Origin of the sequence: Helicobacter pylori, from assembly GCF_014496965.1 — a bacterium.
Taxonomy (GTDB): Bacteria; Campylobacterota; Campylobacteria; order Campylobacterales; family Helicobacteraceae; genus Helicobacter; species Helicobacter pylori_CZ.
In genome coordinates, this window is the sequence record NZ_JACTCR010000015.1 from 1 (window position 1) to 23,477 (window position 23,477).

Annotated in this window: 22 protein-coding genes and 1 pseudogene; 6 read left to right on the forward strand and 17 right to left on the reverse strand. The window is 39.3% G+C overall.

Annotated elements, in window-relative coordinates:
• Positions 1–266, forward strand: a pseudogene (locus H7O61_RS05885) (glycosyltransferase family 10 domain-containing protein); the annotation flags it as partial.
• Between the two features lie 13 nt (positions 267–279).
• On the opposite strand, the gene gdhA reads toward H7O61_RS05885, so the two are convergent.
• The 3 genes from gdhA to H7O61_RS05900 form a co-directional block, all read right to left on the reverse strand.
• Positions 280–1,626, reverse strand: a complete 1,347-nt coding sequence (gdhA, locus tag H7O61_RS05890) for an NADP-specific glutamate dehydrogenase (protein ID WP_187875433.1) — start codon at positions 1,624–1,626, stop codon at positions 280–282.
• Positions 1,627–1,692: 66 nt separating this feature from the next.
• Positions 1,693–2,523, reverse strand: a complete 831-nt coding sequence (locus H7O61_RS05895) for a peptide chain release factor N(5)-glutamine methyltransferase (RefSeq protein ID WP_187875434.1) — start codon at positions 2,521–2,523, stop codon at positions 1,693–1,695.
• On the reverse strand, positions 2,520–3,743 hold the full coding sequence (locus H7O61_RS05900; RefSeq protein ID WP_079295586.1) for a M48 family metallopeptidase: 1,224 nt from the start codon (positions 3,741–3,743) through the stop codon (positions 2,520–2,522). The genes H7O61_RS05895 and H7O61_RS05900 overlap by 4 nt, the downstream gene beginning before the upstream one ends.
• A gap of 180 nt (positions 3,744–3,923) precedes the next feature.
• Here H7O61_RS05900 and H7O61_RS05905 point away from each other — a divergent pair, with 180 nt between their 5' ends.
• Positions 3,924–4,448: a hypothetical protein gene (locus H7O61_RS05905; protein WP_079295585.1), complete on the forward strand. Its 525-nt coding sequence runs from the start codon at positions 3,924–3,926 to the stop codon at positions 4,446–4,448.
• Between the two features lie 44 nt (positions 4,449–4,492).
• On the opposite strand, the gene H7O61_RS05910 is transcribed toward H7O61_RS05905, so the two are convergent.
• A complete protein-coding gene (locus tag H7O61_RS05910; protein WP_079339710.1) occupies positions 4,493–5,239 on the reverse strand; it encodes an SPOR domain-containing protein in 747 nt (248 codons plus the stop codon).
• Between the two features lie 198 nt (positions 5,240–5,437).
• On the opposite strand from H7O61_RS05910, the gene H7O61_RS05915 reads away from it, so the two are divergent.
• Genes H7O61_RS05915 through H7O61_RS05925 form a run of 3 tightly spaced genes read left to right on the forward strand, consistent with a single transcriptional unit; the run spans position 5,438 to position 7,758 of the window.
• Positions 5,438–5,665: a hypothetical protein gene (locus H7O61_RS05915; protein WP_001191188.1), complete on the forward strand. Its 228-nt coding sequence runs from the start codon at positions 5,438–5,440 to the stop codon at positions 5,663–5,665.
• Between the two features lie 12 nt (positions 5,666–5,677).
• Positions 5,678–5,914, forward strand: coding sequence for a hypothetical protein (locus tag H7O61_RS05920; protein WP_000051172.1), 237 nt, complete (start codon positions 5,678–5,680; stop codon positions 5,912–5,914).
• A complete protein-coding gene (locus H7O61_RS05925) occupies positions 5,899–7,758 on the forward strand; it encodes a primosomal protein N' (protein WP_187875435.1) in 1,860 nt (619 codons plus the stop codon). The genes H7O61_RS05920 and H7O61_RS05925 overlap by 16 nt, the downstream gene beginning before the upstream one ends.
• A 33-nt stretch (positions 7,759–7,791) precedes the next feature.
• On the opposite strand, the gene cmoA is transcribed toward H7O61_RS05925, so the two are convergent.
• On the reverse strand, positions 7,792–8,535 hold the full coding sequence (gene cmoA, locus H7O61_RS05930) for a carboxy-S-adenosyl-L-methionine synthase CmoA (protein WP_187875436.1): 744 nt from the start codon (positions 8,533–8,535) through the stop codon (positions 7,792–7,794).
• 54 nt (positions 8,536–8,589) lie between these two features.
• Positions 8,590–9,231, reverse strand: coding sequence for a superoxide dismutase [Fe] (gene sodB / locus H7O61_RS05935; protein WP_000494623.1), 642 nt, complete (start codon positions 9,229–9,231; stop codon positions 8,590–8,592).
• A gap of 222 nt (positions 9,232–9,453) precedes the next feature.
• Here sodB and tpx point away from each other — a divergent pair, with 222 nt between their 5' ends.
• Positions 9,454–9,954 (forward strand): thiol peroxidase, encoded by a 501-nt coding sequence (tpx, locus tag H7O61_RS05940; RefSeq protein ID WP_079354247.1) that lies wholly within the window; start codon positions 9,454–9,456, stop codon positions 9,952–9,954.
• A 257-nt stretch (positions 9,955–10,211) separates the two neighbouring features.
• On the opposite strand, the gene cheW is transcribed toward tpx, so the two are convergent.
• The 11 genes from cheW to aroA form a co-directional block, all read right to left on the reverse strand.
• Positions 10,212–10,709 carry a chemotaxis protein CheW gene (gene cheW / locus H7O61_RS05945; RefSeq protein ID WP_000070762.1) on the reverse strand — a complete coding sequence of 166 codons (498 nt, stop codon included), beginning with the start codon at positions 10,707–10,709 and terminating at the stop codon, positions 10,212–10,214.
• Positions 10,706–13,129: a chemotaxis histidine kinase/response regulator CheAY2 gene (gene cheAY2 / locus H7O61_RS05950; RefSeq protein ID WP_187875437.1), complete on the reverse strand. Its 2,424-nt coding sequence runs from the start codon at positions 13,127–13,129 to the stop codon at positions 10,706–10,708. The genes cheW and cheAY2 overlap by 4 nt, the downstream gene beginning before the upstream one ends.
• Before the next feature lie 56 nt (positions 13,130–13,185).
• Positions 13,186–14,124: a chemotaxis protein CheV3 gene (cheV3, locus tag H7O61_RS05955; protein WP_131157992.1), complete on the reverse strand. Its 939-nt coding sequence runs from the start codon at positions 14,122–14,124 to the stop codon at positions 13,186–13,188.
• A 1-nt stretch (position 14,125) separates the two neighbouring features.
• A complete protein-coding gene (locus tag H7O61_RS05960; RefSeq protein WP_187875438.1) occupies positions 14,126–14,884 on the reverse strand; it encodes a UDP-2,3-diacylglucosamine diphosphatase in 759 nt (252 codons plus the stop codon).
• 1 nt (position 14,885) lies between these two features.
• Positions 14,886–15,554, reverse strand: a complete 669-nt coding sequence (locus H7O61_RS05965) for a YggS family pyridoxal phosphate-dependent enzyme (protein ID WP_187875439.1) — start codon at positions 15,552–15,554, stop codon at positions 14,886–14,888.
• Between the two features lie 22 nt (positions 15,555–15,576).
• The gene (locus tag H7O61_RS05970; protein WP_187875440.1) at positions 15,577–17,427 is read right to left on the reverse strand and encodes a menaquinone biosynthesis decarboxylase; all 1,851 of its coding nucleotides are present in this window, start codon (positions 17,425–17,427) and stop codon (positions 15,577–15,579) included.
• Positions 17,428–17,436: 9 nt separating this feature from the next.
• Positions 17,437–19,011, reverse strand: coding sequence for a phosphoglycerate dehydrogenase (gene serA / locus H7O61_RS05975; RefSeq protein ID WP_001939531.1), 1,575 nt, complete (start codon positions 19,009–19,011; stop codon positions 17,437–17,439).
• A 15-nt stretch (positions 19,012–19,026) separates the two neighbouring features.
• Positions 19,027–19,560 carry a hypothetical protein gene (locus H7O61_RS05980; protein ID WP_187875441.1) on the reverse strand — a complete coding sequence of 178 codons (534 nt, stop codon included), beginning with the start codon at positions 19,558–19,560 and terminating at the stop codon, positions 19,027–19,029.
• 28 nt (positions 19,561–19,588) lie between these two features.
• Complete coding sequence (locus tag H7O61_RS05985) at positions 19,589–21,247, reverse strand: 30S ribosomal protein S1 (protein ID WP_187875442.1); 1,659 nt, start codon at positions 21,245–21,247, stop codon at positions 19,589–19,591.
• Positions 21,248–21,367: 120 nt separating this feature from the next.
• The gene (locus H7O61_RS05990; protein WP_000403570.1) at positions 21,368–22,192 is read right to left on the reverse strand and encodes a 4-hydroxy-3-methylbut-2-enyl diphosphate reductase; all 825 of its coding nucleotides are present in this window, start codon (positions 22,190–22,192) and stop codon (positions 21,368–21,370) included.
• Positions 22,182–23,471, reverse strand: coding sequence for a 3-phosphoshikimate 1-carboxyvinyltransferase (aroA, locus tag H7O61_RS05995; RefSeq protein ID WP_187875443.1), 1,290 nt, complete (start codon positions 23,469–23,471; stop codon positions 22,182–22,184). Before aroA ends, H7O61_RS05990 begins: the two co-directional genes overlap by 11 nt.
• Positions 23,472–23,477 lie beyond the last annotated feature (6 nt).

Consider the following 23,477-nt stretch of genomic DNA (forward strand, 5'->3'; position numbering starts at 1 on the left):
ACACGATTTATCATAATAACCCTTTCATTTTCTATCGTGATTTGAATGAGCCTTTAGTATCCATTGATGATTTGAGGGTTAATTATGATGATTTGAGGGTTAATTATGATGATTTGAGAGCCGATTACGATCGCCTTTTACAAAACGCTTCGCCTTTATTGGAACTCTCTCAAAACACCACTTTTAAAATCTATTACAAAGCCTATCAAAAATCCTTGCCTTTGTTGCGCACGGCGAGAAAGTTGGTTAAAAAATTGGGTTTGTAAAATTGGGGGTAAATCAAACCCCTTGCGCTATCATCGCAGACGCCACTTTTCTAAAACCAGCGATATTAGCCCCTAAAACAAAATTAGTAGGGTCTTTAAACTCTTTAGCGGTTTGAGAGACATTCTTATAAATCTCTTTCATGATGTGGTGTAATTTCGCATCCACCACTTCAAAACTCCAAGGGTGCATGCTCGCGTTTTGCGCCATTTCCAAGCCGCTCACGCTCACCCCCCCAGCATTAGCCGCCTTGCCTATACCATAAGAAATCTTAGCCTGCAAAAACAATTCAATCGCTTCATTGCTTGAGGGCATGTTCGCCCCTTCAGCCACGCATTTACACCCGTTAGAAAGGAGGGTTTTAGCGTCTAAAACGCTCAATTCATTTTCAGTCGCGCTAGGAAAAGCCGCAAAACAAGGCACATGCCATATGGCATTCCCTCCTTTGGGGTAATTTTCTGTTGGGGTGTATTTCGCGCTAGTTTTTTCTAAAGCGTATTCTTTGATCCTCCCACGACGCGCCTCTTTAATCTCTTTCAAAAGCTCTAAATCAATGCCGTCTTTATCATAAATCATGCCATTAGAATCGCTCGCCGTTACCGGTTTGGCTCCTATTTGAAGCAGTTTTTCAATGGTATAAATTGCGACATTACCGCTCCCAGAAACGCTGCAAACCTTGCCCTCTAAAGAGCTGTTCCTCTCTTGCAACATTTCTTCTGCAAAATACACGCACCCATAGCCGGTAGCTTCTTTTCTGCACAAGCTCCCCCCATAAGTGAGTCCCTTACCGGTCAATACGCCCTCAAAACGATTGACTAATTTTTTGTATTGCCCAAACAGATAGCCAATCTCTCTTTCGCCCACTCCAATATCCCCAGCTGGCACATCAGTTGTGGCCCCAATGTGGCGGTATAATTCATTCATGAACGCCTGGCAAAAACGCATGATCTCATGCTCGCTCTTCCCTTTAGGGTTAAAATCGCTCCCCCCCTTAGCGCCCCCCATAGCCAAAGTGGTGAGCGAATTTTTCAACACTTGCTCAAAGCCTAAAAACTTGATCACGCTTTCATTCACGCTAGGGTGGAATCTCAAGCCCCCCTTGTAAGGGCCAATAGCCGAATTGAATTCAACCCTACACCCCCGATTGACTTGGATTTGATTGTTATCATCTAGCCAACACACCCTAAAAAAAATCTCCCTTTCAGGCTCAATCAAACGCTCTAAAACCGCATGCTTTTCATAGCTTTTATCGCTGTCTAAAAGGGGTTTTAAGGAAGTGATAGCTTCATAGACGGCTTGATGGAACTCTTTTTGATAAGGGTATTTTTTCTGTAAAGATTGGAGAATTTTTTCAACATACATGAGCGGCATCCTTTATTGTTTTAAGTGTTTTTATTGTAACACTAAAAGGGTAATTAAATTTTAACCTTATCTTAAAAAACTTTTTAAAACGCCCACAAACCCTCTATCAAAGCCGCTCAAATCCTTGTAAAACTTTGCATCATAACCGCAAAACTCTAAGCATTCTTTCAAGCTCTTTAACTGGTCATACCCCATTTCACAGGCCAAAAAAGGGATTTTTAATTCAGCGGCTAAAAAAACGATTTCTTTTAAGATTTCATCGCCTTTAACCCCCCCAAAAAGGGCTTCATGCGGTTCTTTGAGGACGGATTTTTCCAAAGGATAATTTCTAGCGATATAGGGCGGGTTAGAGACAAGCATTTCTATCATGGGCATATGATCCCAAAGGCGCGTTTTTTTTAAAAAAACACGCTCTTTTAGACAAAAGCGTTCAATGTTTTTTAACGCCACTTCTAAAGCTTTTGGTGAAATATCGCTCGCATGAATACAAAGTTTAGGGTTTTCTAAAGCCAAACTCACGGACACGCATCCGCTCCCTATGCCGATTTCGCCTATTTCTTTTAAATGGTATTGAGAAATAATATCAAGGGCTTTTTGGACCAAAATCTCGGTTTCAGGCCGTGGGATTAAAACATGCTCATTCACAAAAAAAGAGCGCCCATAAAAATCACAGCTTCCTAATAAATACTCTATGGGGCAGTCATCCAAACGCTTTCTTACCAATTCAAAAAAGCGCATCTCTTCTTTGTGGCTTAATTCCAAATGCTCATGCGTGTGCAAAAAAACCCTTTCTTTTTGCAAGACAAAGCCTAATAAAATTTCAGACTCTAAGCCCCCCCTAAAGCCTTTTTGCGATAATTCTTTTTTGGTTTTATTTAGGGCTTGTGAAAGGGTCATTCAATTTCATAATCCAAAGCTTTTAGGCGTTCTAATAGCGGCGGGTGCGTGAAATGCAAGAAAACATAAAAAGGGTGCGAATAAGGGAACGCTTTATTTTCATTCACAATGGACACTAACGCTTTGGCTAAAGTCTCTTTAGAACTTAAACTCGCCCCAAACTTGTCCGCATTGTATTCGTTCTTGCGGCTAAAAAACCCAATCAAAGGCATGGCGTAAAAGGAAAACACCGGCAAAAACAAGAGTAAAATCGCAATCAAACTCGCTGGCGTTTGCGAGACATTAAAGCCTTCAAAAACCAACGGCGGCAAATGAGCGATCAGAGCAAAAACAAGAGCGAGCAAGCCTCCCATAATCCCTAAACTTTTCAACAAATCCTTATTTTTAAAATGCCCTAATTCATGCCCTAAAATGGCTAAAAGCCCTTCTGTCCCAACTTTAGAGATCAAAGTGTCAAACAACACCACCCGCTTGTTTTTACCCAAGCCCCCAAAATACGCGTTCAAACGCCCATCCCTCTTGCTAGCGTCCATCACAAAGATACCTTGAGATTTAAAACCCACCTTATCCATCATGCTTTCAATTTGACTTTCCAAATCCCTATTATTCAAGGGGGTGAATTGGTTGAAAAGCTGGGCGATTTTAGGGTAAAAAAGATTAGCTAAGATCATAAAAACAAACACGACAAAAAACGAGCTGATCTCCCAATGCTCCACATGTTCAATGATCATAATGAGGGTGTAAATCAACAACAACCCCACGCTTAAAGTGAGTAATAACCCTTTGAAAAAATCCTTGAAAAACAACGACAAGCTCACCTTAGAAAAGCCAAATTCCTTATCCAAATGCATGGTGGTGTAGTAGCTAATGGGTAAGGACAAAACGCTTTGAATCGCTAAAAACAACAAGGCAAACACCAAGTAACCTAGCGTTTCAGGAAGGTTTAAATAATGCGTCAAATCTTCTAAATGCGTCAAACCAAAAAAGACCCAACCAGCAAAGATGATCCCGTCTAAAATTTGAGAAATAATGGATAATTGCATTTTCCTAATGGCATAATTTCCCGCTTCCTCATAATCCTTTTGTGAGAGCAAAACAGGCTTCTCGCAGAGCTTTTGACGGATAAATTTCAATTGCAAAATATCGCCTACAATGTAAGGAGTCGTAAAAAAGAGCAAATAAAAAATACAGATTATCATATCTATCCATATATCAAGCATATTCTAAACTCCTTTTTTTAAATGAATTTACCAATAAAAGTGTAGGAATTATAACAATTTTTCAAAAATTTACCATAAAATTAAATAAATATGGTAGAAAAAAGGGTTGCGTTTGAGCGTTTTTAATCCAATCATAAAAAAGCCGTGTTATCCAACCCGCTACCAACAAAAAGGTTTGTCATGCCCCATTCTTTAAAAAAGCGTTTTTTAATCGTTTATACCCTTTCTACCTTGCTTTTAGTGGGGGTTTTGTTAGCGTTGTTTTTCTTTTATGCGAAAAATAACCTTTTGGAAAACACCCAAATACGCATGCAATACACCGCTGATGCGATCGCTAAAAGCCTTTTAGAGTTGGATAATGCCTCTTCTTTAGAGCCTTTAAAAATCTTAGAAGAACGATTCAAAAACACCCCCTTTGTTTTGTTGGACGCAGACAACCAAGTCAAGTTTTCTAATATCGGGGCGTTTGTGGCCTCTTTTAAAAATGACGCCTTGATCAAAACCCCTTATTTTGCGCTTAAAAAACAGGGCTTTTACCTCACAGACAGCGCCCCAACTAACCGCTTAGGGGTTTCTAAAATCATTATTGCAGAAGAAGAAATTCAAAAAAATTTTATCCCCCTTTATAAAATGATGGGCTATGTGTTTTTGAGCGCGAGTTTGTTTGTCGCGCTGATAGCCATGTGGCTTTATCAAATCCCATAAAACGATGGATTTGTTTTTATTGAATAAGGAGATAGCTAAAACGATTACTTCTCTACCAACGCAGGCTTATTTTTAAAGCTTTTAGCCGCATTTTCAAGCTGTTTTAGGGCTTCTTCTTTGGTTTTATAAGGGCCAATCAAATAATGCGTGAGGGAGTCTTTTTTCTCCATTTGGTGAGGGAAATTTTTGAGCGTTTGCAAAAAATCCTTACTGGGCGAATTTAAAAAAGCCCCAATTTGCAAGTAATACCCTTTAGGGATCTTTGTGTCTTTTAAGCTAGGTTTTGTTAAACTCTTTTTATTCTCGCTTTTAGGCGGTTCTTTTTTTAAGGGTTGGGATTTGTTGAGGGCCATTTCATGCTCATGGGCTTTCTTGATTTTTCTTTTCACCTTTTTGCCCTCTATATAAAAATCATATAAATCATGGATTCTTTGTTTCACATAAGCTTCATAGCAATTCTTATAAATCGGGCTGTTTTCAATAGAAGCCTTAGGGCTTATTAGCATGACTAACGCCACGCATTCTTCATGGGCGACTCCTAGCCATTCTTCTTCGCTTTGTTCTAGGATTTCTTTAATTTTAGGGAACTCATACTGCGTGCTTTTTCCCATATTGTCTAACATTTTGATAAGGTCTTCATAGGCTTGATCGAGCCTTAATTGGATAGGGGGTAAATTTTTAGGCGTATTTTGAACGCTTTTAGAATCTGCTTTTTTATCGTCTAAACCAACAGCATTCCTTAAAAAGAGGAAAACCAACAACAGAGTTATTTTGAATATACTTTTTTGCATTTATCATTCCCTGTCAAGCTCTCTATCTTATTGCTTTATGGTAATCAAAAATACCAAATACCGCCATAAGAACTGCTTAAAAATAGGATTTAGTTGCTTGATTTTATGGTAAAAGTATTACCTTAAGGGGATAGGGGTATTTTGCGATAATTTAATAGCTTTGATATAATAACTTTTAAAAACCATGAAAGGCTTATGATGCAATCTTTAAGTTTATTAAACCAGTTGGGCGCTAAAATTGATGAATTGATTGAAAAAATCAAAAAACAAGAAGAAGAGTTGAACGCTTTACGCCAAGCAAACACCACCCTGAATGCGCAAAATGAAGAAAAAGACATTCAGATCGCTATTTTATACGATGAATTGAGCGCTAAAGATAAGGGTATTCAAGGTCTTTATGACAAAATCTCTGATTTATTGTCATAAACCATTAAAAACATGTCTTTAGAAAACGATAGCTTAGAAATCACTTATTTAGGCAAACGCTATAAAATTTCTCTCAATAACACCTTTAGCGATGAGATGAAACGCACCCTAAAGGAGCGTTTCCATAACCAAGAATTAAACGCCTTAGAGCTTTTAAAGGACTATTTGCATGAAAGTTGTCAAAACGAGTATTTGCATAATGAACTCCAAAAGCTTTTAGAAAAAATCTCATCATGTTCTATTACTTAATCGCTCCTTTAAAAAATAAAACCCCCCCTTTAACTTACTTTTCTAAAGAGCGACACCTTAAAGGAGCGTTAGTCAATATCCCTTTAAGGAATAAAACGCTTTTGGGCGTCGTTCTTAAAGAAGTTTCAAAACCCTCTTTTGAATGCCTAGAGTTAGAAAAAACCCCTTATTTTTTACTCCCCTTTCAAATGGAGCTCGCTATTTTTATCGCTCAATATTACTCGGCTAATCTTTCTTCAGTCTTAAGCCTTTTTGCCCCTTTTAAAGAATGCGATTTAGTGGGGTTAGAAAAAATTGAGCCTGTTCTTAATATATTAAGCCAAACGCAAACCAACGCTTTAAAAGAATTGCAAAAACATCCAGCAAGCTTGCTCTTTGGCGATACGGGTAGCGGGAAAACCGAGATTTATATGCATGCAATCGCTCAAATTTTAGAGCAAAAAAAAAGCGCTTTGTTGTTAGTGCCAGAAATCGCCCTCACCCCTCAAATGCAACAACGCCTTAAAAAGGTTTTTAAAGAAAATTTAGGCTTGTGGCATAGCAAACTCTCTCAAAATCAAAAAAAACAATTTTTAGAAAAGCTTTATTCGCAAGAAATCAAATTAGTGGTAGGCACACGAAGCGCGTTGTTTTTGCCCCTTAGGGAGTTGGGTTTGATCATTGTAGATGAAGAGCATGACTTTTCTTATAAATCCCAGCAAAGCCCTATGTATAACGCTAGGGATTTATGCTTGTATTTATCCCATAAATTCCCTATTCAAGTGATCTTAGGCTCTGCTACGCCAAGTTTGAATAGTTATAAACGCTTTAAAGATAAGGCTTTAGTGCGCTTAAAGGGGCGCTACACCCCCACGCAAAAAAACATTATTTTTGAAAAAACCGAGCGTTTTATCACGCCCAAACTCCTAGAAGTGCTGCAACAAGTTATAGACAAAAACGAGCAAGCCATTATTTTTGTGCCTACAAGGGCTAATTTCAAAACCTTGCTGTGCCAAAATTGCTATAAAAGCGTTCAATGCCCTTTTTGCAGCGTGAATATGAGCTTGCATTTAAAGACCAACAAACTCATGTGCCATTATTGCCATTTTTCAAGCCCTATCCCTAAAATTTGCAACGAGTGTCAAAGCGAAGTTTTAGTGGGTAAAAGGATAGGCACCATGCAAGTGTTGAACGAGTTGGAAGGCCTTTTGAAGGGCGCTAAAATAGCGATTTTAGATAAAGATCACACCAGCACTCCAAAAAAACTCCATAATATTTTAAACGATTTCAACGCTCAAAAAACCAATATCTTAATCGGCACTCAAATGATAAGCAAGGGGCATGATTACGCTAAAGTGAGTTTAGCGGTTGTTTTAGGCATAGACAATATCATCAAATCCAATAGTTACAGGGCTTTAGAAGAAGGCGTGTCGTTACTTTATCAAATCGCTGGGAGGAGCGCTAGGCAAATTTCTGGCCAAGTGTTCATTCAAAGCACCGAAACGGATCTGTTAGAAAATTTCTTAGAAGATTATGAAGATTTTTTACAATACGAATTGCAAGAAAGGTGCGAACTCTACCCGCCTTTTTCAAGGCTGTGTTTGTTGGAATTTAAGCATAAAAACGAAGAAAAGGCCCAACAATTGAGCCTAAAAGCCTCTCAAACCCTTTCTTTGTGTTTAGAAAAGGGCGTAACGCTCTCTAATTTCAAAGCCCCCATTGAAAAAATTGCTTCTTCTTACCGCTACCTTATTTTATTGCGTTCCAAAAACCCTTTAAGCCTAATCAAAAGCGTGCATGCGTTTTTAAAAACCGCCCCCAATATCCCTTGCAGCGTGAACATGGATCCTGTGGATATTTTTTAAAACACTCAAGTTTTCTATATTCTTTTAAAAAACTCAAGTTTTTCTGGCGGCTAACAGCGTGAAATTCACCCATTTAAACAGCGCTTCCACATGCTTAAACCCCACGCTTTCTAAAAGCGCGATATTTTCTTTTAAACTATAAGGCACAAGCACATTTTCTAACGCCTCTCTTTTGAAAGCGATTTCATTATGGCTATAACCCTGATTTTGTTTATAAAGGTAGTATAGCTCTATCATCTGCTTGTCTAATATCCTGTCTTCGCTCATGATTTTTTCGCCCACCAATAAAACCCCATTCAACGCAAGGCTGTTATAAATCTTTTTGAGCAACACCTCTCTTTGCATGGGGCGGACAAATTGCAACACAAAAAGCAATGAAAACGCGCTCGCTTCTTTAAACTCAACCTCTAAAAAATCCATGCATTCAAAACGGACATTGTTAAAATCTTTTAATTTTTCTTGCGCTTTTTTGAGCATGGGCATGGAATTGTCAATCCCTACAAGCTCAATATCTTGTTGGATTTGTTGGTTAAGCACAATAAAAAAGTTCCCGGTAGAACAGCCCAAATCATAAATCAAGGGTTTAGGCAAGGACTTAGGCAAGGGCTTAGGATAAATATTTTCTTTTAAATTTTGAGCGATAAAATACGCTCCTAGATTCAACATTTCATGATAATAGGGGATAGAACGCTCCAGCATGTCATCAAAAACATGGGCGACTTTCTCATCAAAACAAAAGCGTTTGTTTAGGGATTGATTAAACAGAGTGTCTTTCATTCAAAAAAGAAGCGTGGTTTAAAAACCTTTAAACCACTCTACGCAAAATAACGCTTAAGCTTTTTTATGCACCAACTCATTGATGTAGTAATCCACTGAGCCTAAGCCTTCTTTTTTCGCCCATTCATAGCATTGAGAGACGAAATGCCAATTGATATGCCCATAGAATTTTTCCAAATACACAGGGCGCGCGTTTTTATGGTCAATATAATAAGCATGCTCCCACACATCCACCACCAAAAGCGGCACTTTTTTATCCGTAACCGGGGTTTGTGCGTTGCTCGTTTGAATGATTTCAATTTTTTGAGTGTCTAAATTATACGCTGCCCAATTCCAACCAGAGCCAAACAAAGTGGTCGCGCTCTTAATGAAGTCTTCTTTAAATTTTTCCAATGAGCCAAAATCTTTTTCTAAAGCCCCTTTTAACTCATCGCTTAGGGCAGTCGCTTTGGGGCTTAGGCAATCCCAATAAAAATCGTGGTTATAAATTTGAGCGGCGTTATTAAACACGCCTCCGCTAGACTTCGTCAAAATAGCGAACAAAGAACTTTTCTCAAAATCCGTGCCTTTGATTAAGTTATTCAAATTATTCACATAAGTTTGATGGTGTTTCCCATGGTGGAAATCAAACGCCACAGGGCTTAAAAAATCTCCCATGCTGTCTTTAGCAAAAGGCAACTCTCGTAATGTAAACATGTTTTCTCCTTGTGATCAGATAGCCGTATTGTAATCATTTTTTAATACTTTTTGGTAAATCTTTTCTTAAAAATGGATCGTTATGCAAATTTTGTAGATTTTAAGGGGTTTTTTAAAATGAAAACGACTTTTTAAACAAATTCTTTTTAAATTTGTTAAAAGTTAATCTTAATGGGCTACTATTCTAACGCAATATAGCAATTCATTAGAAAGGATTTAACCATGCAAAAAGTTACTTTTAAAGAAGAAACATACCAATTAGAAGGGAAAGCCTTGAAAGTGGGCGATAAAGCCCCTGATGTGAAATTGGTCAATGGCGATTTGCAAGAAGTCAATTTGTTGAAGCAAGGCGTGCGTTTTCAAGTCGTTAGCTCGCTTCCTAGCTTAACCGGATCGGTTTGCTTGCTCCAAGCCAAGCACTTCAATGAGCAAGTCGGCAAACTGCCTTCTGTGAGTTTTAGCGTTATTTCTATGGACTTGCCTTTTTCTCAAGGGCAAATTTGTGGCGCTGAAGGCATTAAGGACTTAAGAATCTTAAGCGATTTTAGGTATAAGGCTTTTGGGGAAAATTACGGCGTGCTGTTGGGCAAAGGCTCTTTGCAAGGCTTACTCGCTCGATCGGTGTTTGTTCTTGATGATAAGGGAGTGGTTATCTATAAAGAAATCGTTCAAAACATTTTAGAAGAGCCCAATTATGAAGCGCTTTTAAAAGTGTTGAAATAGGAAATCCTTAAAAGGAGGGGGCTACAATTTAGTGAATCTCAACGCAAAAAGTCCCACTTATTAAAAAGTGTCGGTAACAAAAACTAAAAAATGAGAAGTTCTTTTTAACCCGTTTAAAAAAGTTTCACGCTATTTTTAAAAGAAAAGATTAAAAAAGACTCTGTTGTCAATCAAACATTATCACTTGATTTTAATCAAGCTTTTTAATGGAATAAGTCTTTTTCAAAGCCCCCATAAGGGTTTGATAGGAAAGGTTTTTAAAAGTCTTTTTTTAAGATTTCTTCCACTCTTAAAATGGTTACGAGTCTGTCGTTTTGTTTCCCAATGCCATAAGTTAAATTATTGTTATCGCTCAAAGTCTCTGGCACCGGGTCAATATCCGTTTGCTTGATGCGAATGGCTTCGGTTAAGCGATCAATGAAAAACCCAGCAATCTGATCATTATGACGCACCACCAAATAACGAGTGTCTTTGTTTTGCTTTTCAGCTTTCAAGCCAAACTTTAAACGCAAACTGATCAAAGGGAAGACATTACCCCTTAAATTGAACACGCCAAGCACATAGTTTGGGGTTTCAGGGACTCGTGTGTAGCCAATGGGTTTGACGATCTCTAAAATATTCAAAATGGGAATGGCGTATTCTTCATCGCCGATAATAAAGCCAATGAATTGCAAAATTTCTTCATTGTCTTCTTGTTTAGAGCTTGCATTAGCTTCTTTTTGTCTTTCAAATAAATCTTTTAATTGATTACTCACGATTCGCCTCCTTCTAATTTAATGCTGCGCTTCACTACGGTGGTTAAATATTCACCGCTATAAGGTTTGGTGATGTATTCAGTCATGCCGGATTCAACGCCGCGCATTCTGTCCGTTTTAGTCACCCGACTGGTAACGGCGATCAAAGGCAGGTTTTTGAATTTATTGTATTTACGCACTTCAGAGGCGAAAGTGTAACCATCCATTTTAGGCATTTCAATATCCACTAAAATAGCGTCCGGAATCTTATCGCCATTTTTAAGCATTTCTAAGCCCTCTAAGCCGTTAGTGGCCTCTAAAAGCGTGATACCTAATGGTTTCAAACATTTGCGGATAATCGCCCTGTCCGTGCTGCTGTCATCAATCGCCAAGACGACATAATCGCTAGGAGAATTTTTACTTTTCGTGTTTTCGGATTCGTTCATCAAGGTAGTGATATTGACTTTAATGCTCTTTGCCATTTCCATCATCGCCCCCACATCTACAATGAGAGTGATTTTCCCATCGCCCCTCACCGTAGCGCCAGCAATGCCTCTAGTGTTTTTAAGATAGTAGCCTAAAGACTTGATGACCACCTCTTCTTGACCGATCAAATAATCCACGATCACGCCAATTTTTTGATCGGCCAAGCCAATGATAACCACATACACATCAGAGTTGGACTCCAAAATAGCATCCACTTTAAAAATATCAGAAAGGCGCACCAAAGAAAGCACCTCATCTCTTAAGCGCAACACGCTTTTGCCATCAACGGTGTAAATTTCATCCTGGCTGATGCGCACGGTTTCTAAAACTGAAGAAAGCGGGATAGCGTAATATTCTTCTTGAACGCCCACGAGTAAAGCTTGAATGATAGCCAGAGTGAGAGGGATTTTAAGCTTTTGAGTCGTGCCTACCCCCACTTCTGAATCGATTTCAATGATCCCATTAAGCTTTTCAATATTGGTTTTTACCACATCCATGCCTACGCCTCTGCCTGAAACGTTGGAAACGACTTTTGCGGTAGAAAAGCCTGGCTTGAAAATGAGGTTAAACGCTTCCCTATCGCTCATGCTTTCAGCGTCTCTTTCGCTAATCACCCCTTTTTCAATCGCTTTTTCTTTAAGCATCACAGGGTCTAACCCTTTGCCATCATCAGAGATTTTAATCACAATGTGATTGCCCTCATTATACGCGCTCAATTGCACTTTACCGGTTTCAGGCTTGTTAAGCCTTTTTCTTTCTTCTAAAGGCTCAATCCCATGATCGCATGAGTTACGGATAATGTGGATGAGCGGATCGCCAATCTCTTCTACAATGGATTTATCAAGCTCGGTTTCTTCACCCTCAATGATCAATTCAATGCTTTTGCCTAATTCCCGGCTTAAATCCCTTACCATGCGAGGGAATTTATTGAACACCTTGCCCACTGGTTGCATCCGGGTTTTCATCACCGCAAGCTGCAAGTCTGTGGTTACCGCTGAAATAGAAGAGACTACCTGGTTTAATTCCTCTAAAAACTTTTCCCCATCATAGCGTTCTTCCACATCGCTATAGATTCTAATCAAGCGATTCTTCCCTAACACAAGCTCGCCGATTAGATTCATCAAGTGATCCAAGCGGCGCACATCTACCCTAACGGTTTGCTCCACGCCAATAGAGGGGGCTTTATTTTCTTCAGTATCTGCTTTAGCCTTAGCTTTAGTTTCTGTTTTAGGGGCTTTGGGGGTTTCTGTTCTGGGAGGTTCTTTTGCTGGGGTAACTTCTTGTTTAGGCTTGGCTTGATCTTCTTGCTTTTTTTGAGTCCTTCGTTCTTTATCGGCCTCTTGGCGCTTGTTAAGCAGCCGTTCAATTTCCGCTTCCACTTCTTCAGCGCTCATGTTGGAATAATCCAAATCCGGCTCATCGGCTAGTGGGTTATCGCTTGTAGGGTTTTCTGTAGTAGGGGCTTTTGTTCCTGTCTGATTTTCTTTTTTATTTTCTTTTTTTACTTCTTTTTCTGGGGCTTCTTTAGCCCCTAAAGTTTCTTTAGCGCCCTCTAAGTTTTGGCTCGTAATGGCTTGAAGCTTTTTGACTACTTCTTCAATCTCGTTTTCCTTGCCGTTATTAGTATCCGATCCGGTGTCTCTAATCGTTACGAGTAAGGTTTTCATCAAATCAATGGAGCGCAACACGACATCCATAATATCAGGCGTGATTTTGATTTCGCCCTTTCTGGCGCGATTCAGGACATCTTCCATGTTGTGCGTGAGGTGCGTGAGAATATTAAGATTCAAAAACGAGCTAGAGCCTTTAATGGTGTGGGCGACTCTAAAAATGCGATTGAGCAAGTCCAAATCTTCAGGGTTATGCTCTAATTCCACCAAATCCTGATCCAACTGCTCGTTCATTTCAAAGGCTTCAATCAAGAAGTCTTCCATTATTTCTTGCAAATCATCCATTTAAACCCCTTTTTAGCGTTTGAGATAAGAGTATTTTACAATTTTATCAATAAAAATTACGCATTCTTGTCTAAAATCTTAGAAATTTCTTCGGTGAATTTTTCCGCGTCAAACTTGACCAAATACGCCACAGCCCCCATTTCTTTAGCCCTTTCAGCGCTATAATTATCGCAAATAGAAGAATTAAAAATCACAGGAATATAAGCAAATCTGGGGTCTTTTTGGAGCTTGAATAAGAAATGATAGCCATCCATTTTAGGCATTTCAACATCTGAAATAATGAATTTCAAATGTTTCCTCAAATCGTCCCCGTATTTTTTGAATAACATTTCTAATTTGTTCAGCCCGTCTTCCCCATCCACAGCTTCCGTGATGCTAAAACCCAATTTGCTCAAATGGTTTTTTAAGGTTTTTCTTGCGGTCTTGCTATCGTCTAAAAACAACACTTCGCCTTCAAAACGCTCTTTAGGGGTGTCTTCCTTAGCACTTTTAGCGTCTTCATTAAGCTTTAAATCGTCTAAAATGCTTTCTAAATCCAAAATGAGTAGGGTTTGATCGTTTTCAATGCGCGTGGTGCCGGTGATATTTTCTCTGTTGATGCTATTGGATGCGCTAAAGGACGCAGGCTCCACATCTTTCCAGCTAATGCGCCTGATACGCCTGGCTGAATGGACTAAAAAGCCCATTTTAATGTTGTTAAATTCAGTGATGATGACGATTCTTTCATTTTCCTTGCTTTTATCCGGGACAATCCCTATCCATTTAGCCAAATCAATAAGCGGAATGATCGTGGAACGCAAATCAAACACGCCGATAATGTAATCTAGATTCGTGGGGTATTCAAAAAGGGTGGGCATGGGGATGATTTCTTGGACTTTAGCCACATTGATGCCATAAATCCCCTCATAAGGGACGCCCTCTTGCATGCCATAAATACGAAAATCCACGAGTTCTATCTCGCTTAGTTTTAAATCGTTAGCTGTTTTTTCTGCCATGTTAGGCGTCCTTATTTTGAGATGGTTCTAAAATATTTGATGATACCTTAAAAAGGCTTTGTTCGTAATAAAAGGAAGGCAGTGGGCAATAAATCGGCGCATTCAAGGGGATTTTTACACCGCTTTTGAGATGAAAATGCCCCTCTATAATGCCATCAATCCTACCAAGGTTAAGATCTTTAATATAGTTTTGATAGGCTTTTAGGCGCTTTTCAATAAAGGCTTTTAATTCTTTTGGCTCTAATTCCCAAAGACGGATGGGTTTTTGATAGATGCGTTTTTTCAAAAAAGGGTATAAGGTTTTAAAGCTCGCAAAATTTAAAAAAGTTAGAAAAAATCTAGCCCAAGTGGAAGTGAGCTGCGTGATGTAAAATTCATACGCTTTAGTGGTGAATAAATCCCCATGGGCTAGCAAAAAGCGTTTGTTATCATATTGGAATAATGCGGGCTGGTTTTGGCGCTCAAAAACCATTATTTTGGAATTGAATACAAAACGCATGGAAAAATCATGATTGCCTTCAAAATAAAAGACTTGTGAAATTTCGCTCAAAGCATTGATCAAACTAATGATTTTTTGTTGCTCTCCATCTAGGGGTAAATAGCCCACAAGAACATGGAAAATATCGCCCATGAAAAAGACTTGTGGGGGTTTGGCGCTTAAAAGTTCTTTAAGCGTATGGATTAAATGAGGGCTTTTGGGCAAAAAATGCGCATCAGAGATAAAAACAGCCCCATTTTTAAGCGCGAAAGCTTCTAACATCTTACTCTTTGAACAAAAAAGAGCCAATCCTTAAAAGATTCGCCCCGCAAGCAATCGCTAGTTCAAAATCATCACTCATGCCCATTGAAAGAACGCTTGCGTTCTTTAATCGGTCAAAAAGCTTTTTGGTGGTGATGAAGGATTTTTCAATTTTCTTTTCATCATTAGCATGGGCGCCTATACACATAAGCCCCTTAAGTTTGAGGCGCTTGCAAGTTTCACTGATTTGAGAATAAATTTCTAGCGTTTCTTCAGGCACCACCCCGCTTTTACTTTCCTCATACGCGCTATTAACCTGTAAAAGAGCGTTTAAATTGACGCCCAATATTTCGCAACGCTTTTCTATTTTTAGGGCGAGTTTTAAAGAGTCTAAAGAATGCAAAAGAGCGGGCTTTAAACTCAAAAGCGCATTGATTTTATTTTCTTGTAAAGAGCCTATCATGTGCCATTCAAGGGGCAAATGCTCTAAAGAATGCATTTTAATTTTTAAATCTTGAACTTTATTTTCTCCAAAAGCCCTTTGAGAGCAGTTGTAGTAATGTTGGATAGCTTCTAGGGAAGCGTTTTTTGAAACAGCCACGATTTTGACAATGTGGTGTCTTGAATAGGCGGTGCGAGCCTTTTCTATTTTGGTGATGAGAGCATCAATCCTTTGGCGATAATCTAACATAATCCTTCTTTATGGCTATTCTTTATAGATCTTCTTTGTGCGTGCTGAAAGAATGCGTGAGGTGGAATTTTTGATTTAAAGTTTCAAAATCTTTTAAAAGCCCTTTCTTTTTCAAATTTTCTATGACTTCCATGGAGCAATTGGTTTCTACTGGCCATTCTCTAAAATGTTTGTCCATAACGCCCTTATTGGTAGCGTCTATAAAAAAACAATGTTTAGAGGTGAGAATATCACGCTTGGCGTCAATGTTATTAACGATGCGCCATAACAGCATGTAGGGGTTGTTTAAATCGTTGCTGACATGCTCTACAAAGATGACGATGCGCAAATGCTCTTCAAAACCGAGCAAGTTTTTAGCCAATTCAATGACGCTTTTATCTTTCTTTTCCACGCTAATGACGCAAATGGGGTTACGAGTGTGCGGGTAATATTGCTTCAAAAGAACGATATTTTGCATTTTATCTTGTAAAAGCGCTAATAAGGCGCTATCGTTTAAAAGCGTGGGGTAGGGGGTATTGCTTTTAGAGGTCGCATCAATACCGAGTTTCCCCCCCATAGCGTATTCAGGGCTTGCATGATCTAAGGCGTCGCATATGCCTTGAGAGATGAGCGCATTTTCTTTAGAAAAATTCTCTAGTATATACTCAATGATAGCGTTGGTGTCCCTTAGATTAGGGGCGTCTTCATTGACAAAAATCGCATGCTTGACAAAACTCATCTGCCCCACGCCCCAAAAAGCATGCATGACTTGCTTGGCATGAGCGTTATAGCGCGTGTGTATTTTGGCTAAAATCAAATTATGAAACACCCCATTTTCTGGCATGCAATAATCTATGAGATTGGGGGCATGCGTTTGAAGCAAGGGCAAAAACAGGCGTTCGGTCAAATACCCCATGTATTTGTCTTCTAAAGGGGGCTTACCCACCACAGTGGCTAAGTAAATGGAATCTTTTTTATAGCTAATGGTTTTGACTTCTAAAACAGGGTAAGGCTCAATAGGGGTGTAATAGCCAGTGTGATCCCCAAAAGGCCCTTCAAGCTCTAATTTCTCGCAATCCACAAACCCTTCTATCACAATATCGCAATCTTTTGGCACGCTCAAAGGATTACTCAAGCATGGCATCACATGCGCTTTTTTCTCCCTAATAAACCCATAGAGCATGAGCTCATAAATGCCATAAGGTAAGGGGGCTGTCGCGCACCACGTGTAGAGCAAATCCCCACCAATAGCGATACTGACAGGCATTTTGACTTTAGCCTTAGCGTATTCGTGGAAAAAGAGCTGGGAGTCTTTATGGATTTGCCAGTGTAAGCCTAAATGGTTTTTATCATAAACTTGCAAACGATACATGCCTAAATTCTTTTTTTTATGATCCAGGCTTTGGGTATAGACTTGCCCCATAGTGATGAAAGCCCCGCCATCTTTTTCCCAAGTTTTTAAAACGGGCAGATCCCACAAATTGACTTCTTTGTCTTGCTTGGTGATGAGATCTTTGGGGCGAGCGGTTTTTTTAGGGAAAACGTGTCTTAAATCCCATAAATCCTTTAAAACTTTCAAACTCTCAGTGAAGTTTTTAGGGGCGTCAAAGTGCAAGAAGGCTTGCATGCGTTGTTGTAAATCCTCTATAGGGGTTTTTAATAAAAGATCTAATCGTTTGAAAGAGCCAAAAGCGTTCATCAAAACAGGCATGCCAAAGGTTTTGATTTGGTTATGCTCTTTTCTTATGGGTTGCGTGAATAAAAGGGCTTTGCCTCCATTAGGTTTTTTCGCTTCTATATAGGCTAGATGAGCGATTTCTAAATCCACTTCAAGGGGGGTGTCAATGATTTTTAATTCATCATGCTTTTTTAAAAGCTTTAAAAAATCTCGCATCCAATTACCTTAAATAACCACATAATGAACGCTTAAGCATGCAGGAATGTTTTTAAGCTCTTCTAAAACTTCCAAAGAAACTTCTTCATCTACAATGATGAGTGCTAGGGCTTCTTTTTGCGTGTTGCGCCCCAAACGAAAATCAGCGATGTTAATGCCATGCCTAGCGAACGCGTTCCCCACGCTCCCAATAACGCCTGGAATATCCGTATTCCTGAATAAAAGCATTTTACCCTTTGGCTCTATATCAATATGAAACCCATCGATCTCAGTGAGTTTTAAAATATCTTCTTCAAACACCGTGCCGCTCACGCTGATCGCGCCATTAGCCGTATTTAGGGTTAAAGAAAGCATGTTTTTATAAGGCGAAGCGCTTTCTTTAAGGCCAACCTTGATTTCAATGCCTCTTTCTTTGGCCACAAAGGGGGCGTTAATGTAATTGATCTTATCCCCTACAACGGGTTTTAACACTCCTACTAACGTAAAAGCGACAAGGGCGTCTTTGAATTGGTTGATCTCCCCGCAAAGACTGAGTTCAATCTTTTGGCACACGCCCTTATGGATTTGACTGGAAAAATAACCCAGTTTTTGTGCTAAATTCAAGTAGGCTTTAGCGCTTGCATCAAAAGCTTGCATGGGTAAATTCAGAGCATGCGGGTGGCTTGAACCCCTTAAAGATTCCATAACCCCTTGAGCGGCTTGTTTGGAAATTTCTTCTTGGGACTCTAAAGTGTTCGCGCCAATATGGGGGGTCGCATACACATTAGGCAAGTCTAAAAGCTTGTTATGAATGCCAGGCTCTTTAGAAAAGACATCAATGCCAAGCCAACGCACTTTTTTGGTTTCTAAAGCTTCATAAAGGGCGTCTTCGTTATAAAGCCCCCCTCTAGCGCAATTGATCAAAATAACCCCTTTTTTCATGCGTTCAATCTCTTTAGCGCCTATCATGTTAATGGTTTCTTTATTTTTAGGGGTGTGGATAGTGATCATGTCGCATTGCAAAATGTCTTCAAAATTTTTCGTGTAAATAACCCCTAAATCAGTGGCTTTTGAAGAAGGGATATAAGGATCATAGGCTAAAACTTCCATTTCAAAGGCTTTTGCCCTAATACCCACCCTAGAGCCAATATTCCCAAAACCGATAATGCCTAGTTTTTTATTTTTCAATTCCGTGCCATACCAGTCTTCTCTTTTCCATAGCCGTTGGTGTTTGATTTGATCGTTCGCGCAAGGGAACGAGCGCACCGCATTGATCAAATGCGCCATGGTCAATTCCACAGCGGCAATCGTGTTAGCGGTAGGGATATTCATCACCACAATCCCTTTTTGAGAGCAGCTTTCTAAATCAATATTATCCACTCCCACGCCCGCTCTCACAATGGATTTTAAGTGGGTTAAGGGCTTTAAAAAATCGCTTGTGATAGGGGTCATGCTGCGAGTGATGAGCGCATCCATGGGGATGAGTTTTTCTAAAAGCTCCTTTTTGGGGCATTTGGAATAATCATGCAAGACAATGTCTTTTTGGGCTTCTAAAATTTGAATGCCTTTAGCATGGATGGGGTCGCAAATGGCTACTTGATACATTTTTATCCTTTGAATTTAAAAAACAGCATGATAGCGTATTTTATAATAGTCTAAATCAGCCAGCAAGCGTTCTTTTTTATTTTCATCTAAATAGATGATGAGACCGGAGTGGTTTTTGGTGTTATCGTAAGCGTAATCAATTTGTTCTTTTTTGAGGATTTCTTTTAAACACCACCATTGATAGTCCTTTAAATCCTTAATGATAAGCTTTGAATACTCCCTTTTTTTTTCTTCAAAAGGGATCTCAAAATGATGTTCCACAACAGGGTAATTGATGACTTCTTGCGCATCAAGGTTTTGAAAAAGGGTGTTACTATGATCTTCTTCGTTATGGGGGGCTTTTTCATCGTTAGGGGTATTAGGATTATTAGGGCTTTCTTCTAGGTTGATTTCATGGCTTTTTTCATTGGTTTGAGAGGGGCTTTCATTGGTTTGAGGGATCGCATGAGAAGTAGTGGGCATTTCTTTTTTAACGCTTAAAAACAAATAGGCTAAAACGCCAAGAGCGACAGCTAGGGAAATAAAAGCAACAACACTCTTAAATCTCATGCCATTCCCATGCTTTTAAAATCGCTCTTTAGAGTTTTTCTTTAAGAATATCCCCTAAAGTCATTTTATCATCGCTCGTGTTAAAAGCTTGCAACTCTTCTTTTTCTTTTTTGCGCTCTAACCTATGCACAGAAGCACGCACTTTGTTGTTAGATTTTTCAATCGCAACCACCACGCATGTGATTTCTTGCCCTATTTTGATTTCATCTTTTTTCAAGGGATTCAAATCTTCATTTTTAATCAGCACATCAATGCCATCAGCGTTAATGAAGACGCCAAAATCCTTAATACTCACCACTTTGCCTTGAATCACGCTATCTGTTTTATGCTTTTGAGCGAATTCTTCTGTAGGGGAAGTAACCAAGTGCTTCGCGCTCAAAGAGATCTTTCTATCTTTTTTGTTGATTTTAAGGATTTTCACTTTGATCACATCGCCAATTTTATAGTGGTCTTTGCACTTTTTATCTTTATCCCAAAAAGCGTCGTGATTGTGGAGCAAGCCATCCACCCCACCCAGATTCAAAAACGCCCCAAAATCCGTTAAAGTCGCCACTTTGCCCTCTACAATATCCCCCACTTGGTGTTTGGATTCAAAAACATCAAAAGGCCTGTTAGTGAGTTGTTTTAAAGAAACCCTTAAGCGACGGTTTTTAGGATCAATGTCAATGATCTTCACATCAATCTCCTGCCCCACGCTCAAGTAATGGCTAGGGTGGCTGACATTTTTATCCCAAGAGATTTCAGAAACATGCAAAAAGCCTTCAATATCATTACCAATATCCACAAACACCCCGTAATGTTCAATATTGCTCACCACCACCTTAATGGCGTATCCGGGTTTTAGTTTGTCTTGGATCTCTTCCCATGGGTCTTCTATGGTCGCTTTTATGGAGAGTGAAAGGCGTCTTTTTTCTGCATCATAAGCGATAGCTTTGACATAGACTTCATCGCCCTCTTTGTAGTATTTTTCAGGATTGACTGGCCCTTTATGGCTGATTTCAGAATAATGGACCAAGCCCTCAATCCCCTTAGCTTCTACAAAAATACCAAAAGGGGTGATCTGCCTCACAACCCCTAACACCGGCTCTGTGGCTTCTAACAATTCCTTAGAAACTTCAAGCTGTCGTTTGTCATTGACTTCAAAGAATCGTTTGCGAGAAATATTGATAGAATGGTTTTCCTTATCCACATGAATGATGCACGCTTTAATGCGTTTGCCGATATGGTTTGCGTCATTCTTTAAAGAAGAGTGCGAGCGGGAGAGGAAATACTCCACGCCTTGAGACTCCACGATATAACCCCCTTTATTCTTGCCTACAATCTTGCCTTCAATAATGGCGTTTTCATAGTTTTCGCCTAATTCTTCAATTTTGGCTTGAATCTTTTGTTGGGAAATGGCCTTTTTGTAGGAAACGCTAGGGTGTTCACCTTTTTCGGACACATGCACGATAATGGGGTCATTTTTTTGATACAGCAACTGCCCCTTTTCATCGGTGATCTCGCTCAAAGCCAAACGACCTTCTGTCTTACCGCCCACGCTCACCATGGCATAGCCATCATTTTCATTGATGGAAACAATTAAACCTTCTTTGATAGTGCCTTTTTCTAGGGTTTCTTCTTTTTTTAAGAGTTCTGCAAAGTTTTCCTCCTCGTCATTAAAGTTCTGATCATCTGGTATTTTGCTCATTGACTGCCTTACTATAAAATAAATATAAAATCCTTAGGGGTATTGTATCCTTTTTTGGCTTACAAAATCGTTTAAAAACTAACAATTAGCGGTTTTTTTAAAGAAAATTTTCAAAATGTGTTAAATCGTGCTGATTTTTTGCTTGACATTTTCTATAATCCAGTCCGGCGTGGAAGCCCCAGCGGTAATCCCACACAATTTTTTATCCTTAAACCACGCTAACTCTAATTCGTTTTCATCTTCTACTAAGTAGCTGTCTTCACAATGCTGTTTAGCGATGCTTAAGAGCTGTTTGGTGTTTGAAGAAGTTTTACCGCCCACGACTATCATAATATCCACTTCCTTACTCAAATCCAAAGCGGCTTTTTGGTTGTAAGAAGTTGCGTTACAAATCGTGTTAAAAATACGCACTTCAGTGCATCTTTCTACCAAATAAGAAGCGATTTGCAAGAGTTTGGGGGTCTGTTTGGTGGTTTGAGAGACTAAAGCCACTTTTCGTTGGAGCTTTTTTTCTTGCAATTCTTCTAACGAATTGACGACTAAAGCCTGGTTAGTGGCATAGCTGATCACGCCCTTGACTTCAGGGTGGTTAATATCCCCAAAAAGCACGATTTGATACCCTTCTTTGCTCATGGATTCCACGATTTGCTGGGGTTTGATCACATACGGGCAAGTCGCATCAGTGATTTTGACTCCCTTATTTTTCAAGTATTCTAAATCCTGCTTAGGAATGCCATGGGTTCTTATGATCACGCTCTTATTTTTAGGGATTTTTTTAGGGTCTTCTTCAATTTTCACATTGAAGTTTTTTTCCAAACGATTGATTTCTTTAGCGTTATGAATGAGCGAGCCAAAAATCAAGCTGTTTTGATTTTTTTCAGCGATTTGTATCGCTCTTTTGACGCCAAAACAAAAACCATAATCCTTAGCCATTTTAATTTCCATTAAAACTCCCTTTTTTGAATAGATTGAGTAAGCGTTTGAATTGCGGGAAAGAAATGTTTGCACATTCTAAATTATCAATTTCTAAAGGCAATGCTAAAGTTAAAATAGCGAAACTCATCGCAATCCTGTGATCGTTAAAGCTTTGGATAAGGGGGGGTTTTTTTTGAGAAAAGCGCTGTTTTAATTGGCTTATATCTTCTAATCCCACTATGTAAAACCCGTCTTCAAACTCTTCGCACTCAATCCCTAAAGCTTTGAAATTAGAAACAACCGCTTTAATCCTATCGCTTTCTTTAGATCGTAAATCTTTAGCGTTTTTGACCATGCTTTTGCCTTTTGCAAAAAGCATAGCGATACTTAAAGCAGGGATTTCATCAATAAGGCTGGCGATATTTTGCTCAATGTTAATCGCTTTTAAAGGGGCATGCTCTATATAAATATCGCCAACCATTTCTAAATCTTTGGATTGAATTGTATACTCTATGGAAGTGCCCATTTTTTTCAACGCTTCAAAAGCTTCTATGCGGGTGGGGTTGAGCAAGACATTTTTTAAAAGAAGGCGGCTTTTGGGCGTAATCGCGCAAGCAAGGGCGAAAAAAAACGCGCTAGACGGATCATTAGCTATAGTAAAATCAAAGGCTTCTAGGGGTTTTTCTAGGGGTGAAATCGTTAAAACGCCGTCTTGATTTTGAATGTTAGCCCCCAAACTTTTAAGCATGATTTCTGTGTGGTTACGGCTAAGCTCGCTTTCTTTATAGGCGCTTATGCCTTGAGCTTGTAAGGCACTTAAAATAAAAGCGCTTTTGACTTGAGCTGAAGCGATAGGGCTTTCATAATCGCAAGCTTTTAAAGGACTCCCTAAGATCGCTAAGGGGGCGAAATGGTTATCCTCTCTCCCTAAAATCTTTGCCCCAAAAGCTTTCAAAGGCTCAATGATTCTTTTCATGGGGCGCGCGTTTAAGGAATTGTCCCCGCTTAAAACAAAAAGGCCTTTTTGAGCGCTTAAAAGCCCGCTGTATAAACGCATGCTGGTGCCAGAATTGTTGCAACTTAAGATCTTGTTAGGCTCTTTTAAAGCCGTTGGGGGCGTGATTTTAAAAGAATTTTTGGCAATATTTTCCACTTTAGCCCCTAAATTTTGAGCGATTTCTAAAGAACTTAAACAATCCTCTCCCATTAAAAAATTCCGCACAACACAAGGCTTTTGAGCGAGCAGGCTAAAAATAACGGCTCTGTGTGAGAGCGATTTATCGCTAGCGTTAATGTCAAGCTCTATCACATTTTA